Raw genomic sequence first — 19,228 nt, forward strand, 5'->3', positions numbered from 1 at the left:
TAATAATAGGAGAAACGGTGTACAAGGTGGGTGTCTGGGGGCCGGGCTCGATGGGGGTGATCGCCCTGCGGGGTGTCATCGACCACCCGCAGCTGCGATTGGTCGACCTCGTCGTGCACAGCGACGCCAAGGCGGGCCGCGACGCGGGTGAGCTGTGCGGCAGCGCCCCGGTCGGGGTGGCGGCCACCCGGGACCCGGGCCCGATGCTCGCCGGCGGCGCCGACGTGGTGGTCTACGCCGCCGGCGCCAACCTGCGACCGCTCGAGGCCGTGGAGGACATGGTGTCGATCCTGCGGGCCGGCAAGAACGTGGTGTCGTGCTCGGTGGTGCCGCTGGTCTTCCTCGACGCGGTCGACGGCGCGTTCACCGGCCCGCTGCGGGAGGCGGCGCTGCAGGGCGGCGCGTCGTTCTTCACCACCGGCATCGACTCGGGATTCGCCAATGACGTTCTGCCGCTGGTTCTCACCGGTGTGTCGCGGGTCATCGAGTCGGTCCGGGTGACCGAGATGTTCAACTACGCCACCTACCCGGACCGCTCGGCTGTCTACGAGATTCTCGGGTTCGGCAAGCCGCCGGAGTACCAGGCCTTCGCGGCCCAGCCCGGCATCTTCACCTTCGGCTGGGGTCCCGTCCTGCACCAGCTCGCCGCCGGGCTCGGCGTCACGATCGACACCATCGAGGAGGACAACGAACGCGTCGCCGCCACCGAGTCCTTCGATACCCCCACCGGCCACATCGCGGCCGGGACGATCGCGGCGATGCGCTCGACGCTGACCGGATACGTCGGTGGCATGCCGACTTTCGTCCTCGACCACGTCACCCGGATGCGCGACGACATCGCCGGAGACTGGCCGCAGCCGCACATCACCATCCCCCCGAGGGACCTGGGCTACGGGCCCGCATCCGGACGCGGTCTCTACCGCGTCGAGATCGAGGGTTCCCCGAGCATGCGGTGCGAGTTCGAGATGGCCGAGGACCACGACCACGACCTGGGCGCGCGCATCGCCGGCGCCTCCCGGATGGTCAACGCGATCCCCGCGGTGTGCGCGGCCGCCGCCGGACAGCCGGCTGTTCTTAGACCGGATACGTCGCGGCGGCCAACCGCAGGATCTCGTCGCGGTCGGCGGCCAGGACGACCCCCGAGCCGATCGCACCGTCGAGCGCCGCGGTGAAACTCTCGAGGTACTGGCCGGCCCCGCCCGGGTACAGCCGGCGCAGCGTGGCGGCGTCGAAGGGCTCACCCGAGCCGAAGAGCGCGGCCATGACGCTCTCCTGAGAGCCGACGCCGGAGGTCCGCGCGGTGGGCACGTCCACCCAGGGGGTCCTGACGCCGCCGCGCGCGAGCCCGTTGGCGTCCAGGGCGGGCGCCGGCGACTCGGTTTCGACCACCTCGATGGGCGGGGCCGCCGCCGCGGGCCGGCCGGTCCGCACCCAGGTGTGCAACGCGTCCAGCGCCGCCTGCACGACGTAATGGTGCTGCGGCCCGAAGTTGATGTAGTGCTCCAGTCGTCGGCCCATCAGCATGCGGGTCGGGGCGTAGGCCGCCACCAGGTCGTCGAGCGGTGCGCTGCCGTCATCGATCGGCGCCACCTGGATCGTGTAGTTGTCGGCGTGGGCGGCGCCGGGAATCTCCCAGACCCGCAGCCGGTCGGTGTCCGGCTGGCGCGCGAAGTAATACCCGTGCCGGACGCCGCCGAGAAGATCGGTTTCGGTGATGATCGCGACGAGCGGGACCCGCAGGTCGGCGCGGAACCGGGACGCCGCCAACCCGCCGGAGTCCTCGAAGATCGAGCCGCCGTCCAGCGGCGCCGCGGGCCCGAAGCGCGAGTGCACCAGAAAACCGTCGTAGGCACGGGCCAGCGGGTCGACGGCGTTGACATAGGTCGTCAGGAACATGGCCGACTGGGACTCGCCCACGGCGATCACGTGCCGGGCGTCGAGCCCGCGCAGCACGCCCTGGGCGCCGCCGCCGTCGCGGCCGTCGCCCAGGAGTCCGGCGACTTGGGAGAAGATGTCGTAGCAGAAGGCGTCGCCGGGGTGGTGCAGGGGCGCGTACCGGGCGGGGTCCTGGCTTTTCAGGGACATGTCCGCGCCCAGCATGCTGGCGCCTCCCTCGACCCCCACGCGCTGGGCCGACACCGCGACGTAACCGTAGCCCGCGCGCACGATTTCGCGGTGCGCCATCATCCACACGGCCGGCGCGTCGATGCCACCGCTCACGTTGAGCCATTCGACCAGGACCGTCCCGTTGAACCGCGCCCGGTCGGCGGGCGTCACGACCACCAAACGGGTCGTGTAATCGGCTGTTTCACAAGGGGTTACGCTCCATTGGCCGTCCGGGCCCAGCGGAGCGGTGGGAAGGTAGGCCGAGGCCGTGCCGGAGACGAAGAACTCCTCCGCCACACAGCCCACCTCGGCGATGTCGAAGGCCCCCAACAGCAGCAGCGGCTTGCCGGGCACGGACGTGACGCGGGGGGAATCGGTGAGCGGCCGCACGCGCACGAGCCTAAACGGCGACCCGGGGGCGCGGCCCGGCCGGGTGTTCGTTAAGTCCGCGTTATAAACGAGGAAGCCAATGGCTTTCGGGGCTTTGGTCCCTTCAGCGGCACCTGGGTCCGGATTAGCGTGGTCCCTGCTGGACGCCCACTGCCCGACAACGCACCCGAGGAACATGAACGACTGGGACGCATCCGACCTCGCGTGGGCACTGGCCGATGCGATCGCCCCCCTGCTCGCCGACGGCGACCGCGCCCGTATCTATGCCATCGTCGGTTCCGGCGAGTCGGACACCGCGATCGGCATCGTGCTGCAGACCGTTGCCCGGCGCGGTCTGTCCCTGCCGCCGGAGCTCATCGCCAAACTCGCCGACTGGCTCGGGGCCTATGCGCACAGCGACGACGCGTCCCGACTGCAGCGACTGCTCCGCGCGATCGAACCGTCACCCACCGACTGAACCGGCCGTCCGCAGCGCACCGGCGCGATGACGAGAGGTCTGCTCGCGGAGCCGTTACGCTGCCCGTAATGGCTACCACCCGCACCGAACGAGATTTCGACGGCGTCGGGGGCGTGCGCATCGTCTACGACCTGTGGACGCCGGACGCTTCCCCCCGAGCGGTGGTCGTGCTCTCGCACGGCCTCGGCGAGCACGCCCGCCGCTACGACCACGTCGCGCAGTGCTTCGGCGACGCCGGCCTGGTCACCTACGCCCTCGACCACCGCGGCCACGGCCGCTCGGGCGGCAAGCGGGTGCTGGTGCGCGACATGTCCGAGTACACCGGCGACTTCGACACGCTGGTCCGCATCGCGACCCGGGAGCACCCCGGCCTCGCCTGCGTCGTGCTCGGGCACAGCATGGGCGGCGCGATCGTGTTCACCTACGGGGTGGAACGCCCGGACAACTACGACCTGATGGTCCTGTCGGGTCCGGCGGTCGCGGCCCAGGACCAGCTGTCGCCCCTGCTGGTGCTGGCCGCCAAGGTGCTCGGCGTCCTCGTGCCCGGCCTGCCGGTGCAGGAACTCGACGTCGACGCCATCTCGCGCGACCCGGCGGTGGTGGCGGCCTACAAGGACGATCCGCTGGTGTACCACGGAAAGGTCCCTGCCGGGATCGGCCGGGTACTGGTGCACGTCGGCGAGACCATGCCGCAGCGAGCGCCCGCGCTGACCGCGCCGCTGCTGGTGGTGCACGGTTCCGACGACCGGCTGATCCCCGTCGCCGGCAGCCGTCGCCTGGTCGAGTGCGCGGGCTCCGCCGACGTCGAGTTGAAGGTCTATCCGGGGCTCTACCACGAGGTCTTCAACGAACCGGAGCGCGACCGGGTCCTCGGCGACGTGGTCTCCTGGGTTCTGCAGCGGCTGTGAGTGGCCGGACGCGGAATGTCGTACCGCTGCCGTAGTTTGGCGCCCATGACTCGCGCCGTCGACGATGCAGAGCGTAGCGATGAGGTGGGGGCACCTCCCAGCCGCGAAGCGGCGAGGGGGAGAGTGGCGCCCATGACTCGCGCCGTCGACGATGCAGAGCGTAGCGATGAGGTGGGGGCACCTCCCAGCCGCGAAGCGGCGAGGGGGAGAGTGGCGCCCATGACTCGCGCCGTCGACGATGCAGAGCGTAGCGATGAGGAGGAGTGGCGCCCATGACTCGCGCCGTCGACGATGCAGAGCGTAGCGATGAGGAGGAGTGGCGCCCATGACTGACGACAAGATGCTGGCCCGCATCGCCGCCCTGCTGCGCCAGGCCGAAGGCACCGACAACCCGCACGAGGCCGAGGCGTTCATGGGCGCCGCGCAACGGCTGGCGACGGCCGCGTCGATCGACCTGGCGGTGGCGCGCTCGCACGCGGCCGACCGCTCGCCGGCGCAGGCCCCGACGCAGCGGACCATCACCATCGGGACGGCGGGCACCCGGGGCCTGCGGACCTACGTGCAGCTGTTCGTGGGGATCGCGGCGGCCAACGACGTGCGCTGTGACGTGGCGTCGAATTCGACGTTCCTCTACGCGTACGGCTTCGCCGAGGACATCGACGCCACGCATGCCCTCTACGCCAGCCTGGTCGTCCAGATGGTGCGGGCTTCGGACGCCTACCTGGCCTCGGGCGCGCACCGGCCCACCCCGACCATCACCGCCCGGCTCAACTTCCAGCTGGCCTTCGGGGCCCGGGTCGGCCAGCGCCTGGCCGAGGCCCGCGAACAGGCCCGCCGGGAGGCCACCGAGGACCGCGGGCGCGCCCCGGGCACCGCCGTCGCGCTCCGGGACAAGGAGATCGAGCTGCGCGATCACTACCGCAGCGCGTCGAAGGCGCGCGGCACGTGGCGGGCCACCAGCGCGTCGGCCGGATACTCCTCGGCGGCCCGGCGTGCCGGTGACCACGCGGGGCGGCGGGCACGGCTGGGCGACAGCCCCGAGCTCCCGGGGGCGCGGACCGCGCTGGGCCGGTGAGTCCGGCGGGTGCCCCGCGGGACTTCCAGCGCGCCAAAGTGTATGCGGCCGAAGGGTTCGTCCGCACGTTGTTCGACCGCGCCGCGGAGCACGGGTCACCGGCGGTCGAGTTCTTCGGCACGCAGTTGACGCTGCCGCCGGAGGCCCGATTCGGCTCGGTGGCTTCTGTGCAGCGCTACGTTGACGAGGTGCTTGCGTTACCGGCGGTGCGGCGACAGTGGCCCGACGTTTCGCCGCTGAGGGTGCGCTCGCGGCGGTCCGCCACCGCGGCGCACTACGAAAGCCGCGACGGCGCGGGCGTCATCGCTGTTCCCGACCGCGACACCGCCGACTGGGCGCTGCGCGAGCTGGTGGTGCTCCACGAGGTGGCCCACCACCTGTGCCGGGCGCAGCCGCCGCATGGTCCGGAGTTCGTCGCGACCAGCTGTGCGCTGGCCGAGCTGGTGATGGGCCCCGAGGCGGGGCACGTGCTGCGCGTCGTCTACGCCACCCAGGGCGCGCGGTGAGCGACCCGGCCCTGTGGGCGCGCGAGGTGGAGGCCCGGATGACCGACGACGAGCGGTTCTCTCTGCTGGTCGGCGTGATCGGCGCCGGGGAGGGGTAGCCGTTGCGCGACGGGCTCATCCCACAGGACGTTCCAATGACCGCGGCGACCCTCCCGCTGCCGGCGATCGGCCTGCATCCACATTTCCGTGCGCTCGGCTTCGGCGTTCCGGCAGGCGACGTGATGGTAGGCACCGAGGTCCAAATCGGCGCAGCGAGCCGGTATCGCGGCGTGTGTCGGTTGGTACTCGGCCAGCCGGGTGATCTGATCGAACAGGTCGCTTCCCGCCGGATCGTAGAACCATCTGGGCGGCAACGACTTCGGTGTCTTGCGCAGGCGCGCGTCGTACGCCGAGTCAGCGGCGAGGTGGTTGAACAGCGACAGCGTCATCGGTCCTTCCTCGGATCGAGCCGGCTCAGCGAACCCACGGCTGTTCCTGCGCCAGCCGCGCGACCGTGGCCGCGATGCCCTGATCAATCACCCGGTCGGCGAAGTCGTGGGCTGGGCAGCGGCCCTGTTCGACCGCCCGGACCAGCCGATCCATAGCGTCAGCAAGCGGTTTTGGCGCCCGTTCGGCGGCGGTGGCCACGCAGCGGTTGGCCGCCGCGTACAGGCGCCGGTCGGCCAGCCCGATACGGGCCGCGGCGTCCCAGGCGGTGGCAACCGGTTCGACTGCTTCGGCCGCGATGTCGGCGGCAACCGGGTTGTCCAACAGTGCCACCAGGGTGAACACCACAGCCGGCCAAATGGTTTCGGGAACGGCATCGAGGTAGCGGATCTCCAGCCAGCCGCGCGGACGCACCGGCGGAAACAGCGTGGTCAGGTGGTAGTCCAGGTCGGCGGTGGTGGGGCGGCGCCCGCCGAGCAGCGCCCGTCCGTCCGCCCACTCGGCGAACGGCACGTAGTGCGTCACCGGCACCGCGTCCGGGTCGCGCACCAGCATCACAGGCGCCTTCAGCGCGTAGCGTGCCCAGTCGATGCCGGGATCCTCCCCGCTGGCGGCCAGGATGGGTCCGCAGCGCGCGGAGTCCAGCTCACTCCAGACCCGTTGGCGAGTCGACAGCCACCCGGAGAACGTCCCGCCCAGCAGCGGGGAATTGGCGGCGATCGCGATCATCGTCGGCCCCAGGGCGTGTGCCAAGCGCACCCGCGCCGCCCAGCCGGCCCGCGGCCCGCCGTCGAGGTTGACCTGCACCGAGGCCGTCGACGTCATCATCGCCGCCCCGGCTACACCGCTGCGGCTGGCAGCGAAGAACCGCTCCATGGCGCGATACCGCGCGCCCGGATTGACCCGTCGGGCCGGCCGTAACGGGTCGGTGCCCAGCAACACCAACCCCAGGCCGGCCTCGGCGAACGTCGTGCCCAGCACCGCCCGGTCGCGAGCCATCGCGTCAATCGCCGGCACCGCGCCGTCGGCGGGCGGACCGGACAACTCCACCGCACCACCGGGTTCCACCGTGACCACGCTGCCGCCCGGCAACGCGGGAAGTGCCTCCAGGACAGCGGCGATTTCATCCCAGCCGGGCCGACGGTAGGGGTCTGCGGGATCGTAGCAGTGTGCTTCGATCTCCAGGCCGACCCGCCCCAGCGGGATATCGGTCAGGCAACTGTCGCTGATGTAGTGCGCGGCGGCCGCCGAGCTGGCCAGTCCGCTCTCGGTCAGGCGCGGGTCGTCGCGCTGCGCCGCGATGCAAGTGCCGGGAGGAGCCAACGTCACAGCACGACCTCTTGACGCCCGCGCCGTCCCAGGCGCGGGCAGCAGTCCGTTGTCATTCGGCGTGTCAGTCTCATCGATCTCCTGCGGTCGGGTCGTCGGATCAACAGCGTCGTGCCGGGGGTCCAGTGAACCGGTTCGGCGCGGCCGCCGTCCAGGCACTGTTCGCCAGCTGACAATGCGGCCGGTTTCCGATTGTTGAGCGTCTCTTTGGATGACGACCACGGTGGGGCTGCGCGTCAGTGTTGTTGAGCTGCAGCGGTGTGCATGGTGTCGCGGTCGTGAGGTTGGGCCAGTGGCGATGCCTTGTGGGGCAACCGGAGCGCCGTTAGTTGCGGGGGCCGAGGCTGGTGCGGAAGGGTGCAACACCGATCGCCCCTTGTCGATGACGGGGTGCGGCGAGACGGTGGGACCTATGCCAGGAGCCCAACGCGGTGATCATCGTTGCCAACGCCCTCGAGGCACAGGCTGGGCTACGCGAGGGCCGGCTGGTGTGCCCGGCCTGTGGTGGGCGGTTCCGCAAGCATGGATTTTCGCGGCGGCGGTGGGTGCGTACCTACGGCGGTGGGCGTCGCCACCTACGTCCGGCTCGGGTGTGCTGTACGAACAAGGCGTGCGGGCGTACGCAGGTGCTGCTGCCGGCCTGGTGTGTACCGGGCCGGGCCGACGATGCCAGCACCATCGGGGCGGCGCTGAGCGCCGCTGCCGGCGGCCAGGGGCACCGGCCGATTGCCGAGCGGTTGGGCGTGTCGGCCGGCACCGTGCGCGGTTGGCTGCGTGCCGCACGCGCCGGTAGCGAATGGCTTTATCAGCGCGCCGTCATAGTCCACGCCCGGGTCAACCTGGTCTGTGAGGACCCCGCCTTGCCCGTGGCGGGTGGTACGGCGTTGGCCTATGCGGTCGACGCGTTGGGTGCCGCTGCCGCGGCGATCCGGCGTTTTTTCGGCGCCGCACTGCCACTCTCGGGGTGGCAGTTGATTGTGTTCATCACCGGCGGCCGCCTGTTGCGGCCCGTGCGGGTCAGGTCCGGCTGAACTTACGCACCGAAAATTGGTGAAGTCTGTGTTCTTCACCACACCACCCGGATTCTCGGCCGCATATTCGTCGACAGGCAGGCGCGTCTCATCGTCAAGCTGACGCCCCAAACCGCAGGAAAGCGTGTGCACCGTGCATGTCGCCGCCATCCTCAAAGCGAGTGTCGCGCAACACCGATCACGTCGACGGTGATCGTCAGATTGCTGACACATTGGTAGGCCGAGGCGGCGGCCGTGTTCGTTACTGTGCCGGCATCAACAGTCGGCGGAAAGGTCAGACAGCGTGCGGCGAGTCGATGATCTGCGAACCTCGCGGGTGGGACGCATGGCGGGCATCAGTGCGGCGAGTGTGGGCGTCATCTATGGCTACGACTTGTCGAATTTCGCGAGCGCGCTGCGCTACATCACCGATGACTTCAACCTGTCGACGCACCAGCAGGAGATGGTGACGACTGCGGCGGTGATCGGGCAGCTGGCCGGGACGATTGGCGGGGGCGTGCTCGCCAACGCAATCGGGCGAAAATCCTCGATGGTGCTGGTGGCTGCGGCCTACGCGGTGTTCGCGGTGCTGGGTGCGGTCGCGGTGGTGTCGCTGCCCTCGCTGGTAGCGGTGCGGTTGCTGCTCGGGCTGACCGTCGGAGTATCGGTGGTGGTGGTCCCGGTGTTCATCGCCGAGTGTGCGCCGGCTCGGGTGCGCGGGTCGTTGCTGGTCGCCTACCAGTTGGCAACGGTGCTCGGTTTTATCGCCGGATACATGGCGGCCTACCTGCTTGCTGATTTGCACAGCTGGCGATGGATGCTCGGTCTGGCCGCGGTACCCGCGGTGCTGGCCCTGCTGCTGTTGCTGCCGATACCCGACACTGCTCGCTGGTACATGCTCAAGGGCTCGGTAACACCGGCACGCCAGGTATTGCGGTGCGTGGAGCCCGAGGCAGAAGTCGAGCACGACCTCGCCGAAATCGCCGGCACGCTGTCCGAAACGCGCGGCGGCGCGCTCACCGACATGCTGCGACGGCCGTACTCCCGGGCCACGGCTTTCGTGGTGGGGCTCGGCTTTCTCGCGCACGTCACGGGCGTCAACACCGTCATCTACTACGGCCCCCGCTTGTTCGCGGCGATCGGATTCGCCGGCGACTTTGCGCTGCTGGTTCTGCCGGCGCTGGCGCAAGTCGCCGGGTTGGCGGCTACGATCGTTTCGCTGACCCTGGTCGACAAGCTGGGTCGGCGGCCGGTTCTACTGTCCGGCATCGCCATGATGATCGCGGCTGATGGCCTGCTGATTGTCGTGTTCACCGCCGGTTCAGGAGCCGACGGGCGCGTTCCTGGGCTGGAACTGGGCCTGGGCTTGGCGGGCGTGATGGTGCTCGCCGCTGGTTTCAGCTTGGGCTTCGGCTCGCTGCTCAGCGTGTACGCGGGTGAGAGTTTCCCGGGACGGCTGCGGTCAATGGGATCGAGCGCGATGCTCACCGCGGATTTGGTGGGCGCCACGATCGTCGCCGCGGTGTTCTTGACCATGCTCAGTTCGCTCGGCGGTGCGGCTACGTACACGGTATTCGGCGTACTGGCGCTGGGGGCGTTCCTCTTCGTCTACTGGTTCGCCCCCGAAACGAAAGGCACTCAGCTCGAAGAGATCCGGCACTTCTGGGAGAACACCGGCAGACCCACCGATCGGGCCATGCCGGGAATCCTGGTCCCCAAGGCGCGTGACGAAGTCATTGACCCACCGGCCGCGCTCCCCGTGGTGCGTGAGCGGTGAAGCCGTGCCCGATCATCCCCCGTTCAACGCCGTCACACGCCGAGCCAGCAGCGCGTCCACACTGGCCTTGCCGGCTCCGACGCACAACAGCCATGCCAGCAGACCGATCAGCAGCCACTCCGAGGAATAGAACACGTTACTCAGGAAATGCCACGGATCCGGATATTTCTGCGCCAGGCCCGGACCGATGTCGGTGATCAGCGCGCCGACCATGTCCCCGGCGAGAACCAGCGACACCAGCCGGGTGCCAAGGCCCAGCATCAGCGCCGCGCCACCGAGGAGTTCCACCACAGCGGTGAACGGGGCCAGCACCGGCGCGGCGGGAATGCCCAAATCGGCAAACATCGCGGTGAACTTCCCGAGATCACCGAGTTTGCCCACGGCGCCGCTGAAGAACATGAATCCGACGGTGAGTCGCAGCACGAAGTTCGGCAGCCAGCCCAGGTTGTTCAGTGTGTCCGTCGCCTGGCGGTATGCGGGCTGAATACGTGCGACGAGGGATTTACGGGCCATCACGGGGTGGGTCATGTTTTCTCCGCGTTCATCAGGGTGTATCCGCTGCGGCCACCTGCGACCGCACCGGTCGCCAACCGGGTGTATGTCAGCACTTCAGCTATGTCAACACTTCAGCTATATCAACACGGTGCGCCTGGTGCGCGGTGGGCGAATGTCAGCTGCCAGACAATATGCGGGGTTTCCGTGGGAACGTCGTGACCTTCCACGGCGAACCCGAAGGCGCACCGCGTACGTTCGTAATTCGCGCCACGGTTTGCCTGGAATAGCGGAGTTCGACGTCATCGCCGGCGGTGGGTCGAGGTGCACGCCCAGGTGGCGCGCGTTCGTCCGCAAACGCAAATTTTGCTCACCGATGCCCATTTTCCCTGATCTTCTCTATTCGGCTCTCAATGATGTTCAACCCGACGTAGCTCTGAAGCGCGATAACAAAGTAAGCGGCGTTGCCGCTGTTCAGGGCGGCGCCGATGAAGACTAGGACGTAACTGTCGTATATCGGGTTCCTAAGCAAATTGAATATGCGAGCGTGCGATATCTTCCCGCGCCCGAACCAGTTGCCGTTAAGTAGAGATGGCCAGCCAATCTCGCGTATTGCCAGCGCGAAAATCAACGTCGCCAGCGCGAAAAATGTATAGCCCACGACCGGCATGGCCGGGAAACGGAGGAGGTAATGGCTGTTCAAACGGAGTACTCGGTATATCGCGATTATCCAGAACGGCAGTATGACCAGGCCGTGAACCAACCAGCCGTTTTTTTGCCAGCGGTTGTAAATTCGGAATCGCTTTTGGGCGAACACGCTGGCGGAATTCATACCGACGGCGAGGGTGAAAATGACGCAAGTAAGTGACAAATATCCCATATCAACCTCGGTGGCTGGACGACGTTGTTCCGAGCGTCGGCCAAATGGCGATACCTCGGCTGAATACGCGTGACGAGAGATTCACGTGCCGTCCGGGGGTGGGTCAGCTTTTCTCCGCGATCATCAGGGTGTATCCGATGCGGCCCGCTTCGACCGCGTCGGTCACCAGCCGGGTGTATGCCAGCACGGTATCAGGTTCAATACCGCTGTCGGCGAGAATTTGTGGCGCTGCGATGCGCAGCGCGGTGATCCGAGCGTCGATGCGTTCGATCATTTTCAGCAGGCCGTCGTCATGGGCCTGCGTGTGTCGTACGTGCAGTCCCGCGCCGGCGAAGATCTCGGTGTAGTCGGCGACCGACCGGGCATCAGCGATGCAGGCCACCCACGCCGCCAGTGTAGTCAGCTCCGCCGGTAGGCCGGCGTCGGTGATGGTGACATCGGTGATTCCGGCCAACCCGCCCGGACGCAGGATGCGCGCGAACTCTCGCGCGGCGGCGTTCTTGTCGGGGAACGTGCACAGCGAACATTCGCAGACCAGTGCGTCGAAGGCGTTGTCGGGCAGTGGAAGATCTTCAGCGTCACCATGCTGGAAGCGCGCTCGCTGGTCCAGCCCGTCCGCTGCGACGGCGGCTCGCGCGTGGTCGACGTTGATCTCGCTGAAGTCGACGCCGTCGACGGTGACGTCGTATTCACCGGCCAGCAGCCGGGCAGTGGCGCCGCGCCCGCAGGCGACATCGGCCACTCGGCGCGCAGCGGCGCCCAGTCCGAGCGCCCCGGCCAGTGTACGGGTCAACGCCGCCCCGCCGGGATGGTAGGACTCGCCGAGCAACAACGCCACGGCGTCGCTGGAATACGCGTCGGCGCAACACGTTTTGATGCGCTGCGGCGGTACCGTCATCGGCGTACGGCTCTGCTGCCGGTGTTGGTGGCGTCGTGCCCGGTACGGGGACCGCCGGCTGTTTTGGAGCCGTTCGGGGAGTCGGTCAGCAGCCCGGCCAGCGGGGCGGCGTTGGGCACGATGTCGGGCACCGCCACCCCGGTGAGCTGTTCGCGGACCTGCTCGCGGTAGCCGACCGAGTTGAAGGCGCAGAACGGGATCAGCCGCCCGTCCGGGGTGATCTGCTGCACGCAGCATTTCATCAGCTGCTTGACGTTGAGGGTGAACGGATCCTGGAAGTCCTGGATCACGATCGCGAACACCCGGTCGGTGAGATTCGTCAGCGCGTCGGGCAGGTTGATCCCGCACGCGTCGGCGCAGTCCAGGGCACGGACAGCCTTCTGGAGCTGCTCGGTGGTGATGTCGCTGCCCATCACCGCCGACGCCGACCACAGCTTCTCCAACGCCTCCCGGATCGCCAGATCGGGGATGACCCGGTTGGAGACGTAGTCCAGGTAGTCCTCGACGGCCAGCAACCGCGGGATCGGCGCCACATGCTCGCCGTCGGTGAGCAGGTAGGTGATCGAGCGGCAGCTGGGGAAACAGCACGGCACCGGGAAAAAATCGCTGGCCTTGAGCCACTGCGGCAGCTGTGCGGCGATGCCATGGATGATGTCGGAGTTGGTCAGCCGGGTCAGCGGGTCGAACTCGACGTGCCGTCCGGCATGGGTGACCGGCTGAAACACCACTGTCTGCACGGCGGGGTGCGCCATGGCGTGGCGGATGACGGCGCCGAGTTCGTGCTCGTTGATACCGCGTTCCACCGCGGCGACCAGGCTGACGGTCAGGCCTGCCTGCGCGCAGTTGTCCAGCGCCCGGGCTTTGACGTCCCGTAAATCGCGGCCCCGGATCGCGCGGTGCGTGGCTTCCTCGAGTCCGTCGAACTGCAGGTAAATGTGCACCGGGCGGCCGGGCCGGTTGCGCTCGGCGAGCCCGGCGACAAACCGCCGATCCGAGGCCAGCCGGATGCCGTTGGTGTTGATGATGACGGTCTTGACCGGGCGCGCTTGGGCGGCGTCGACGAAATCGAGGATCTGTCTGTGGACGGTCGGTTCGCCGCCGGAAAACATCACCACCTCGGGTTCACCTTCGGCGGCCACCAACGCGTCGAGCATACGGTCACACTGCTCCATGGTGATGGCGAACCCATCGGGTTGGTGACCGGAGTCGGCGAAACAGATCGGGCAGTCCAGGTTGCAGTGGCTGTTGACCTCGATCAAACCCAGGCAGGCATGCTGCTTGTGGTCCGGGCACAACCCGCAGTCGCTGGGGCAGCCGTCGCGAATCTCGGTCTGGAACCGCAGCGGCAGTGTACCGGGCTTGTTGAAACGGGCTGCGTCCATGTACATTTCGGCGTCCCCGTGCACCAGTGCCTCGAAAGAGCCGTGGTCGCGGCAGCGTTTGCGCAGATACACCTTGCCGTCGCGGATGTTGACCTGGGCATCGACCACTATCTTGCACACCGGGCAGATGCTTTTGGTGTATTCGACGAACACCTCGTTGAGTTCTCGCTTCACGGTCGTCACCGATGCTCTCCTGTCAGCCGCACAACTCAGCGATTTCAGCACTGTGCGTCTCGTGCGCGATGCGCGACTGTCAGCAGCCGGACAGTTCGCCGCGGCGGGCGGCACTGTCTGCGCGATGACAGTTCACCGGTTTGGCGCACCCCGCAAGAGTGCAATGGGGTAGCAACACCTATGAGGAGGACTGCACCATGATCCGCGCCGTATGGAACGGGACCGTGCTCGCGGAGGCGCCGCGAACCGTCCGGCTGGAGGGCAGCCACTACTTTCCACCCGCGTCGCTGCACCTCGAGCATTTCATCGACAGCCCGACCAAATCGGTCTGCCCGTGGAAGGGCTTGGCTCGCTACTACAGCGTCACCGCCAACGGGGAGGTGAACCCGGACGCCGCCTGGTATTACCCACGCCCCAGTCCGCTAGCACGCCGGATCAAAAACCACGTCGCGTTCTGGAGCGGGGTGACCGTCGAAGGCGAACCCGAAGATGCAGCGCACGGGTTTCGCACGTCGCGTGGCGGACTGGCGGGAAAACAACATGGCGCGACGCGACAGCAACACACGAAACGGACAACAACTGAGGATCTCGCCCAGAGACGCCGCTCGACAACCGACGACGCGCTGCCGATATGGCGCGTCGGCGTCACCGGCGGGCTGGTCGGCATCCTGTGTTGCGCTGGCCCCACCATTCTCGCGCTCTTCGGAATAGTCAGCGCTACAACGGCATTGGCGTGGGCTAACAATCTGTACGGTAATTACGCGTGGTGGTTCCGCCTAGGCGGGCTGGCTGCACTCGTGCTGCTGACCTGGATTGCACTGCGGCGACGTGATCAGTGCAGCATCACCGCTATCCGGCGACTACGGTGGCGACTGACGACACTGCTTGCGATCGCGATCGGAACGTATGGTGCGCTCTATGCGCTGACGACCTGGCTTGAAAGGTTCGCGTAATCCGGGGAGCCACGCTGCGCAACGTTACCGGCACTGTCTCAACGCAATTAACTCAAGAAGCACGCTCACCTCGCTCGACGCCGCGCTGAACGTGCACGCATGAGTCACCATCAATTGAAGTCGCCCGTTGGGGCGCCTCACTGACTAGATCAAGGGACTCAGATAGGGGGAGACATGGCAGTTGTAAACGGAAACCTGCGGGGTTGGTCGCGCCTGCTGGGGGTGGCCGCGGTTGCGACCGCAGCTATTCTGGGCCTGATCAGCCTTGCGGGCGGAGCAGCGACCGCGCGGGCGTTTTCGCGACCCGGTTTGCCGGTCGAATATCTGCAAGTGCCGTCGGCGTCGATGGGTCGCGACATCAAAGTCCAGTTCCAAAGCGGCGGAAAGAATTCGCCCGCGGTGTACCTGCTCGACGGTCTGCGCGCCCAGGACGACTACAACGGCTGGGACATCAATACGTCCGCGTTCGAGTGGTACTACCAGTCGGGGTTGTCGGTCGTCATGCCGGTCGGCGGGCAGTCCAGCTTCTACTCCGACTGGTACAGCCCGGCCTGCGGCAAGGCAGGATGTCAGACCTACAAGTGGGAGACGTTCCTCACCAGCGAGCTGCCCCACTATCTTGCTTCCAATCGCAACGTCAAGCCGACTGGCGGCGCCACGGTTGGCATCTCGATGTCCGGGTCCTCGGCGATGGTTCTGGCGATCTACCACCCGCAGCAGTTCATTTACGCCGGTTCGTTGTCGGCGCTGCTGGACCCCTCGCAGGGGATGGGGCCGTCGCTAATCGGTCTGGCGATGGGGGATGCCGGCGGCTACAAGGCCGCCGACATGTGGGGGTCGTCCAGTGACCCGGCTTGGCAGCGCAACGACCCGTCGCTGCATATCGCGGAGCTGGTCGCCAACAACACCCGGTTGTGGGTCTACGTGGGCAACGGCACCCCGAACGAGTTGGGCGGCGCGAACATGCCCGCCGAGTTCCTGGAGAACTTCGTGCGCAGCAGCAACGTCAAGTTCCAGGACGCCTACCACGCCGCAGGCGGCCACAACGGGGTGTTCAACTTCCCCGACAACGGCACCCACAGCTGGGAATACTGGGGTGCCCAGTTGCAGCAGATGAAGCCCGACCTGCAGCGTGCCTTGGGGGCTGCCTGACTTGGCTGGGCTCCGGTCCGCCTCATGCCGCGCGAGCCCGCAACCCGTCCGGATCGGTGATCTCGATGACCGCGTACCCGACGGTGATCAGACGATCGCGCTCAAACTCTTTAAGGATCTTGTTGATCGACGGACGCTGCGCGCCGAGCATCGCAGCGATGGTGCGTTGCGCGAGTTCAACTCGCTTCTCGACGGCCTCGTCGACAAGGAGTTGCGCGAGCTGTGCGGGCAGGGGTCTACCAAGCATGCTGATCAGCCTGGCCTGCCCCGCGGACACCCGTTGCGCCACACTCGACAGCCACCGCCGCGAGATGGCCGGGCGGGTGGCGAGCAGCCGCTCAAACGCCTGCCGCTCCAGGAACAGGCAGGTGGCATCGGTCAATGTCCGCGCCGTGTAAAACAGCGGCATATCCAACAGCAGGGGGATGTCTCCGTCCACATCGCCGGGACGAAGAACATCCACGACTGCGCGACGCCGTCCGGACCCGACCGCGAGCTCGATCTGTCCCTGCCGCACGATCCACACCCCGTCAGCGGCCTGATCGCCGAGGAAGACCACCTGCCCAGGCGCGAACTGCTTGGCTTGCAAAGTTTCCGCGAGTGCCGACAGATCGTTGGGGTGCAGCGGCGCCGCTGCGCCGCGTCCCACGCAGCGTGCGACCCAGGCCGCGTGTCGCACCTGCGCCTCAGGCGGCTGCTGCCCGCCGGTCAGTGACTGCACAATATGCCGCAGCGGACCCGCAGAGTGGTCGGACATCGTGCCCCCTCGGTCGCTTAGCCAATAGTGCCATCCTGCCGACAATCTGGCCATCGTAATGTCATATTGCTGACAAGTTCGCGGTTCGACTCCGGTCGGCGAGTCCGCACGACATCGCGCTGTGCGCGATCGACGAGGGCTTGATCAGATGAGCGGCCGGCGAGGTTCCAGCCAGTGCCGACGGGGTCGTCGGGGTGTAACGGCGCCAAGGCCCCGTGTCCGACCCACCGCGTTGTCCGGGGCTACGTGTCGCGCCTGTGCGTCAGCTGCACGCTGACCACCGGTCGACCCGAGTTTGTTTGCTGCCCTGGTCGGGCCGGCGGAGCCTTTCATCGATCTCGACACTCACCCGCCTCATCGGAGTGTCACCACAACGACAATCGCGACAAAGCCCGGTGCTCCCGGCTGTTAGGTGAAAATATGACGACAGCGTTCGTGCTCTCCGGGGGTGCGAGCCTCGGTTCGATTCAGGTTGGGATGCTCCTCGGTCTCGCCGAGGCCGGGATCATGCCGGACCTGATTGTCGGCACTTCTGTGGGCGCGGTCAACGGCGGCTGGATGGCTTCGCGGCCGGATACCGCTGGGATCGGCGCGCTGGCCGACCTATGGCGGTCGCTGGCGCGACAAGACGTGTTCCCCACCCGCCCGATCGTCGGGCTCCTGGGGTTTCTCGGTTGGCGCTCCAACCTCGTGCCCGCCACGGGCCTGCGACGACTTCTCGGCGACCACCTGCAGTTCGCTCGGCTCGAGGAAGCACCGATCCCCCTGCATGGGGTGGCCGCCGACGTGCTTTCGGGCCAAGATGTCCTATTGTCGTCGGGAGATACGGTCGACGCGATCGCCGCCAGCGCCGCCATTCCCGCCGTCTGCCCGCCGGTGACTGTCAACGGACGCGACCTGATCGACGGGGGTGTGGTCAACAACACCCCGCTGTCTCACGCCGTCGCGCTCGGCGCCGACCTGATCTGGGTGTTGCCGACCGGCTACTCGTGCGCCCTGCCCGAGTCACCGAAGGGGGCTTTGGCGATGGCGCTGCACGCCATGACCCTCGCTATCAACCAACGCCTGGCCGTCGACATCACCCGCCTTGAAGGCGTGGCCGACCTGCGCGTCGTCCCACCGCTGTGCCCGCTCAGCATCTCACCAATCGACTTCACCCACTCGGTCCAGCTCATCGAGCGGTCGCATGCCAGCACCCGTGAATGGCTGGCAACGCGGCACCCCGTCGCCGGGCAGGCAGCTTTGCTTGAGCCGCATCGGCATTGAGCGCGGCGCCGCCCGCCGAAAACGCTTTCAGGGCAAGATTTTTACCCTAGCTGTCCTCCATCCGATACGCTTGCTGAGAGCCTAGGCCAGTGCTGACGGTGCCCACCTCGATCGGAATCGGAGTCGCTGAAGGCGTTGCTGTTCAGCCTGGTTCGTTTTCGTCACCCACGGCCGCCTCAACCTCGACCGGGGAAATGCGCGCTGGTTGTGCGACGTTTTCGCACAGCGCGATGTCCCAACACCCGCACCCGGCGACTGAGCCTCTGAAGCCGAATAAACCTTGCGTGACGAACAATTCGATAGTGAGCCGAGCCCGGAGAGGCGAACGGATAAACCGAAACAATGTCAGCGAGAGGACGATTTGCGTGCCTGGCTCATGCGCACAGGTTGAACTCGGGCATGCTCCATTCTTTTCTCTGCCCCACTAAGGCAACGTCTTTGCGCGCGAGACGGCTTCGGCGGGCCCCGGGTCGAGTCGGTAGTCGAAGACCGTGATGGTCGAGCTGCCTTTCAGGGGCAACGCCTGGTGGGTAAACCCGCGGTGCTGTGGTTTTGGACACCATGGTGTCCGACCTGTCTAGGCGAGGCGCCGATAGTTGGCCGAGTCGCCGCGGCACGCCCGGGTGTGACCTTCGTCGGAGTCGTCGGACTGGATCAGATAGCTGCCGTGCAGCAGTTCGTCGACAAGTACAAGCTGCAAGGATTTCAGCGAGCTGGCAGTGCTCGTTGCGCGAGGACGCCGGCTTCGTCGAACGCGCGCTGCACTTGGTGGTCGCGGCTTTCCGGGCCCGCCAATGTCACCCGTTCGATGATGCGATCCATCCCAGCGATGCCGGAATCCGATGTGCTACCACACCTTTCGGTGATTCGGCCATGTCGGTTGTGCTCCAGTCGTCTATCGGGACGGCCGGGGAGGATTTGGGCAACGTGTTAGCCGAAAACGCGATAGGCCTCTACAAAAAGTCGCTTACTCGTGTTACGTCGGTCCGGTTTCTGTCGCGGCGGCCAGCCCGCGATTGACCGCCACCGCCGAACCCGCCGACCGCCCGTTCGGGCGGTGACCGGCAGCAGGGCAGGAGCCTGAAGGTACGACCGTCGGTGCCGGATCTACTTGACGGGCACCAACTCGTCGCCGCAGGTGCAGCGGTAGGCTTGACCGGCACCCGAGCAGTGGCAGGGCCCTTCGATGCGGACGCGGCAGCCGCAGCCCTCGTGGCCACAGGTCAGCAAAGTTCCGGCTTCGTAGCTTGCCATGATGGATCACCCCTTGATGTCGTGAATTTCTCGTGC

17 protein-coding genes and 4 pseudogenes are annotated in these 19,228 nt (G+C 67.2%); 12 read left to right on the forward strand and 9 right to left on the reverse strand.

All coding sequences use genetic code 11. The features are described from left to right. Positions 1-17: 17 nt before the first annotated feature. Positions 18-1,172, forward strand: coding sequence for an NAD(P)H-dependent amine dehydrogenase family protein (locus tag ACJ512_RS01680; protein WP_407684870.1), 1,155 nt, complete (start codon positions 18-20; stop codon positions 1,170-1,172). Here the strand turns inward: ACJ512_RS01680 and ACJ512_RS01685 are convergent. After that, complete coding sequence (locus ACJ512_RS01685) at positions 1,075-2,496, reverse strand: alpha/beta hydrolase domain-containing protein (protein WP_407684869.1); 1,422 nt, start codon at positions 2,494-2,496, stop codon at positions 1,075-1,077. The genes ACJ512_RS01680 and ACJ512_RS01685 overlap by 98 nt on opposite strands. Positions 2,497-2,671: 175 nt before the next feature. On the opposite strand from ACJ512_RS01685, the gene ACJ512_RS01690 reads away from it, so the two are divergent. The 4 genes from ACJ512_RS01690 to ACJ512_RS01705 all read left to right on the forward strand — a co-directional run bounded on the left by ACJ512_RS01690 (position 2,672) and on the right by ACJ512_RS01705 (position 5,442). Further along, the gene (locus ACJ512_RS01690) at positions 2,672-2,953 is read left to right on the forward strand and encodes a hypothetical protein (RefSeq protein ID WP_407684868.1); all 282 of its coding nucleotides are present in this window, start codon (positions 2,672-2,674) and stop codon (positions 2,951-2,953) included. Between the two features lie 68 nt (positions 2,954-3,021). Next, a complete protein-coding gene (locus ACJ512_RS01695) occupies positions 3,022-3,861 on the forward strand; it encodes an alpha/beta hydrolase (RefSeq protein WP_407684867.1) in 840 nt (279 codons plus the stop codon). A 325-nt stretch (positions 3,862-4,186) separates the two neighbouring features. Continuing rightward, positions 4,187-4,936 carry a DUF2786 domain-containing protein gene (locus ACJ512_RS01700; protein WP_407684866.1) on the forward strand — a complete coding sequence of 250 codons (750 nt, stop codon included), beginning with the start codon at positions 4,187-4,189 and terminating at the stop codon, positions 4,934-4,936. Continuing rightward, positions 4,933-5,442, forward strand: coding sequence for a TIGR04338 family metallohydrolase (locus tag ACJ512_RS01705; protein ID WP_407684865.1), 510 nt, complete (start codon positions 4,933-4,935; stop codon positions 5,440-5,442). The genes ACJ512_RS01700 and ACJ512_RS01705 overlap by 4 nt, the downstream gene beginning before the upstream one ends. A 266-nt stretch (positions 5,443-5,708) precedes the next feature. On the opposite strand, the pseudogene ACJ512_RS01710 reads toward ACJ512_RS01705, so the two are convergent. Together ACJ512_RS01710 and egtA are read right to left on the reverse strand one after the other, a co-directional pair. Beyond that, positions 5,709-5,870: pseudogene (locus tag ACJ512_RS01710) on the reverse strand (L-histidine N(alpha)-methyltransferase); the annotation flags it as partial. 25 nt (positions 5,871-5,895) lie between these two features. Next, positions 5,896-7,197, reverse strand: coding sequence for an ergothioneine biosynthesis glutamate--cysteine ligase EgtA (egtA, locus tag ACJ512_RS01715; RefSeq protein WP_407684864.1), 1,302 nt, complete (start codon positions 7,195-7,197; stop codon positions 5,896-5,898). Positions 7,198-7,823: 626 nt separating this feature from the next. On the opposite strand from egtA, the gene ACJ512_RS01720 reads away from it, so the two are divergent. Further along, positions 7,824-8,228: a hypothetical protein gene (locus ACJ512_RS01720; protein ID WP_407684863.1), complete on the forward strand. Its 405-nt coding sequence runs from the start codon at positions 7,824-7,826 to the stop codon at positions 8,226-8,228. Between the two features lie 325 nt (positions 8,229-8,553). Then, positions 8,554-9,984 carry a sugar porter family MFS transporter gene (locus tag ACJ512_RS01725; protein WP_461479941.1) on the forward strand — a complete coding sequence of 477 codons (1,431 nt, stop codon included), beginning with the start codon at positions 8,554-8,556 and terminating at the stop codon, positions 9,982-9,984. A 12-nt stretch (positions 9,985-9,996) separates the two neighbouring features. On the opposite strand, the gene ACJ512_RS01730 is transcribed toward ACJ512_RS01725, so the two are convergent. The 4 genes from ACJ512_RS01730 to ACJ512_RS01745 form a co-directional block, all read right to left on the reverse strand. After that, positions 9,997-10,512: a DoxX family protein gene (locus tag ACJ512_RS01730; protein WP_407684861.1), complete on the reverse strand. Its 516-nt coding sequence runs from the start codon at positions 10,510-10,512 to the stop codon at positions 9,997-9,999. A gap of 334 nt (positions 10,513-10,846) precedes the next feature. Then, on the reverse strand, positions 10,847-11,308 hold the full coding sequence (locus tag ACJ512_RS01735) for a methyltransferase (protein ID WP_407684860.1): 462 nt from the start codon (positions 11,306-11,308) through the stop codon (positions 10,847-10,849). Positions 11,309-11,459: 151 nt separating this feature from the next. Beyond that, entirely contained in the window at positions 11,460-12,254 is a 795-nt protein-coding gene (locus tag ACJ512_RS01740) for a class I SAM-dependent methyltransferase (RefSeq protein WP_407684859.1), read from the reverse strand. Next, positions 12,251-13,819 carry a radical SAM protein gene (locus ACJ512_RS01745; RefSeq protein WP_407684858.1) on the reverse strand — a complete coding sequence of 523 codons (1,569 nt, stop codon included), beginning with the start codon at positions 13,817-13,819 and terminating at the stop codon, positions 12,251-12,253. Before ACJ512_RS01745 ends, ACJ512_RS01740 begins: the two co-directional genes overlap by 4 nt. A gap of 188 nt (positions 13,820-14,007) precedes the next feature. Between ACJ512_RS01745 and ACJ512_RS01750 the strand changes: the two are divergent. The 3 genes and pseudogenes from ACJ512_RS01750 to ag85B all read left to right on the forward strand — a co-directional run. Beyond that, a pseudogene (locus ACJ512_RS01750) lies at positions 14,008-14,338 on the forward strand (DUF427 domain-containing protein); the annotation flags it as partial. A 74-nt stretch (positions 14,339-14,412) separates the two neighbouring features. Then, positions 14,413-14,763, forward strand: a pseudogene (locus tag ACJ512_RS01755) (hypothetical protein); the annotation flags it as partial. 174 nt (positions 14,764-14,937) lie between these two features. Beyond that, positions 14,938-15,915: a diacylglycerol acyltransferase/mycolyltransferase Ag85B gene (gene ag85B / locus ACJ512_RS01760; protein WP_407684857.1), complete on the forward strand. Its 978-nt coding sequence runs from the start codon at positions 14,938-14,940 to the stop codon at positions 15,913-15,915. Between the two features lie 22 nt (positions 15,916-15,937). Here the strand turns inward: ag85B and ACJ512_RS01765 are convergent, their stop codons facing one another. After that, complete coding sequence (locus ACJ512_RS01765) at positions 15,938-16,672, reverse strand: Crp/Fnr family transcriptional regulator (RefSeq protein ID WP_407684856.1); 735 nt, start codon at positions 16,670-16,672, stop codon at positions 15,938-15,940. Positions 16,673-17,092: 420 nt separating this feature from the next. Here ACJ512_RS01765 and ACJ512_RS01770 point away from each other — a divergent pair, with 420 nt between their 5' ends. Both ACJ512_RS01770 and ACJ512_RS01775 read left to right on the forward strand, forming a co-directional pair. Beyond that, positions 17,093-17,938, forward strand: coding sequence for a patatin-like phospholipase family protein (locus tag ACJ512_RS01770; RefSeq protein WP_407684855.1), 846 nt, complete (start codon positions 17,093-17,095; stop codon positions 17,936-17,938). Positions 17,939-18,446: 508 nt separating this feature from the next. Beyond that, a pseudogene (locus tag ACJ512_RS01775) lies at positions 18,447-18,644 on the forward strand (redoxin family protein); the annotation flags it as partial. Between the two features lie 401 nt (positions 18,645-19,045). Here ACJ512_RS01775 and mymT read toward each other — a convergent pair. Continuing rightward, positions 19,046-19,192: a copper-binding metallothionein MymT gene (gene mymT, locus ACJ512_RS01780; RefSeq protein WP_407684854.1), complete on the reverse strand. Its 147-nt coding sequence runs from the start codon at positions 19,190-19,192 to the stop codon at positions 19,046-19,048. Positions 19,193-19,228 lie beyond the last annotated feature (36 nt).

It is taken from the genome of Mycobacterium cajalii, from assembly GCF_045809005.2.
Classification (GTDB): Bacteria; Actinomycetota; Actinomycetes; order Mycobacteriales; family Mycobacteriaceae; genus Mycobacterium.

Excerpts from the sequence above, each read along its gene's own strand:
- ACJ512_RS01690 (WP_407684868.1), top strand. The coding sequence starts at position 2,672 with ATGAACGACTGGGACGCATCCGACCTCGCGTGGGCACTGGCCGATGCG.
- ACJ512_RS01695 (WP_407684867.1), top strand. The coding sequence starts at position 3,022 with ATGGCTACCACCCGCACCGAACGAGATTTCGACGGCGTCGGGGGCGTG.
- ACJ512_RS01700 (WP_407684866.1), top strand. The coding sequence starts at position 4,187 with ATGACTGACGACAAGATGCTGGCCCGCATCGCCGCCCTGCTGCGCCAG.
- ACJ512_RS01725 (WP_461479941.1), top strand. The coding sequence starts at position 8,554 with ATGGCGGGCATCAGTGCGGCGAGTGTGGGCGTCATCTATGGCTACGAC.
- ACJ512_RS01730 (WP_407684861.1), bottom strand. The coding sequence starts at position 10,512 with ATGACCCACCCCGTGATGGCCCGTAAATCCCTCGTCGCACGTATTCAG.
- ACJ512_RS01735 (WP_407684860.1), bottom strand. The coding sequence starts at position 11,308 with ATGAATTCCGCCAGCGTGTTCGCCCAAAAGCGATTCCGAATTTACAAC.
- ACJ512_RS01740 (WP_407684859.1), bottom strand. The coding sequence starts at position 12,254 with ATGACGGTACCGCCGCAGCGCATCAAAACGTGTTGCGCCGACGCGTAT.
- ag85B (WP_407684857.1), top strand. The coding sequence starts at position 14,938 with ATGGCAGTTGTAAACGGAAACCTGCGGGGTTGGTCGCGCCTGCTGGGG.
- ACJ512_RS01765 (WP_407684856.1), bottom strand. The coding sequence starts at position 16,672 with ATGTCCGACCACTCTGCGGGTCCGCTGCGGCATATTGTGCAGTCACTG.
- ACJ512_RS01770 (WP_407684855.1), top strand. The coding sequence starts at position 17,093 with ATGACGACAGCGTTCGTGCTCTCCGGGGGTGCGAGCCTCGGTTCGATT.
- mymT (WP_407684854.1), bottom strand. The coding sequence starts at position 19,192 with ATGGCAAGCTACGAAGCCGGAACTTTGCTGACCTGTGGCCACGAGGGC.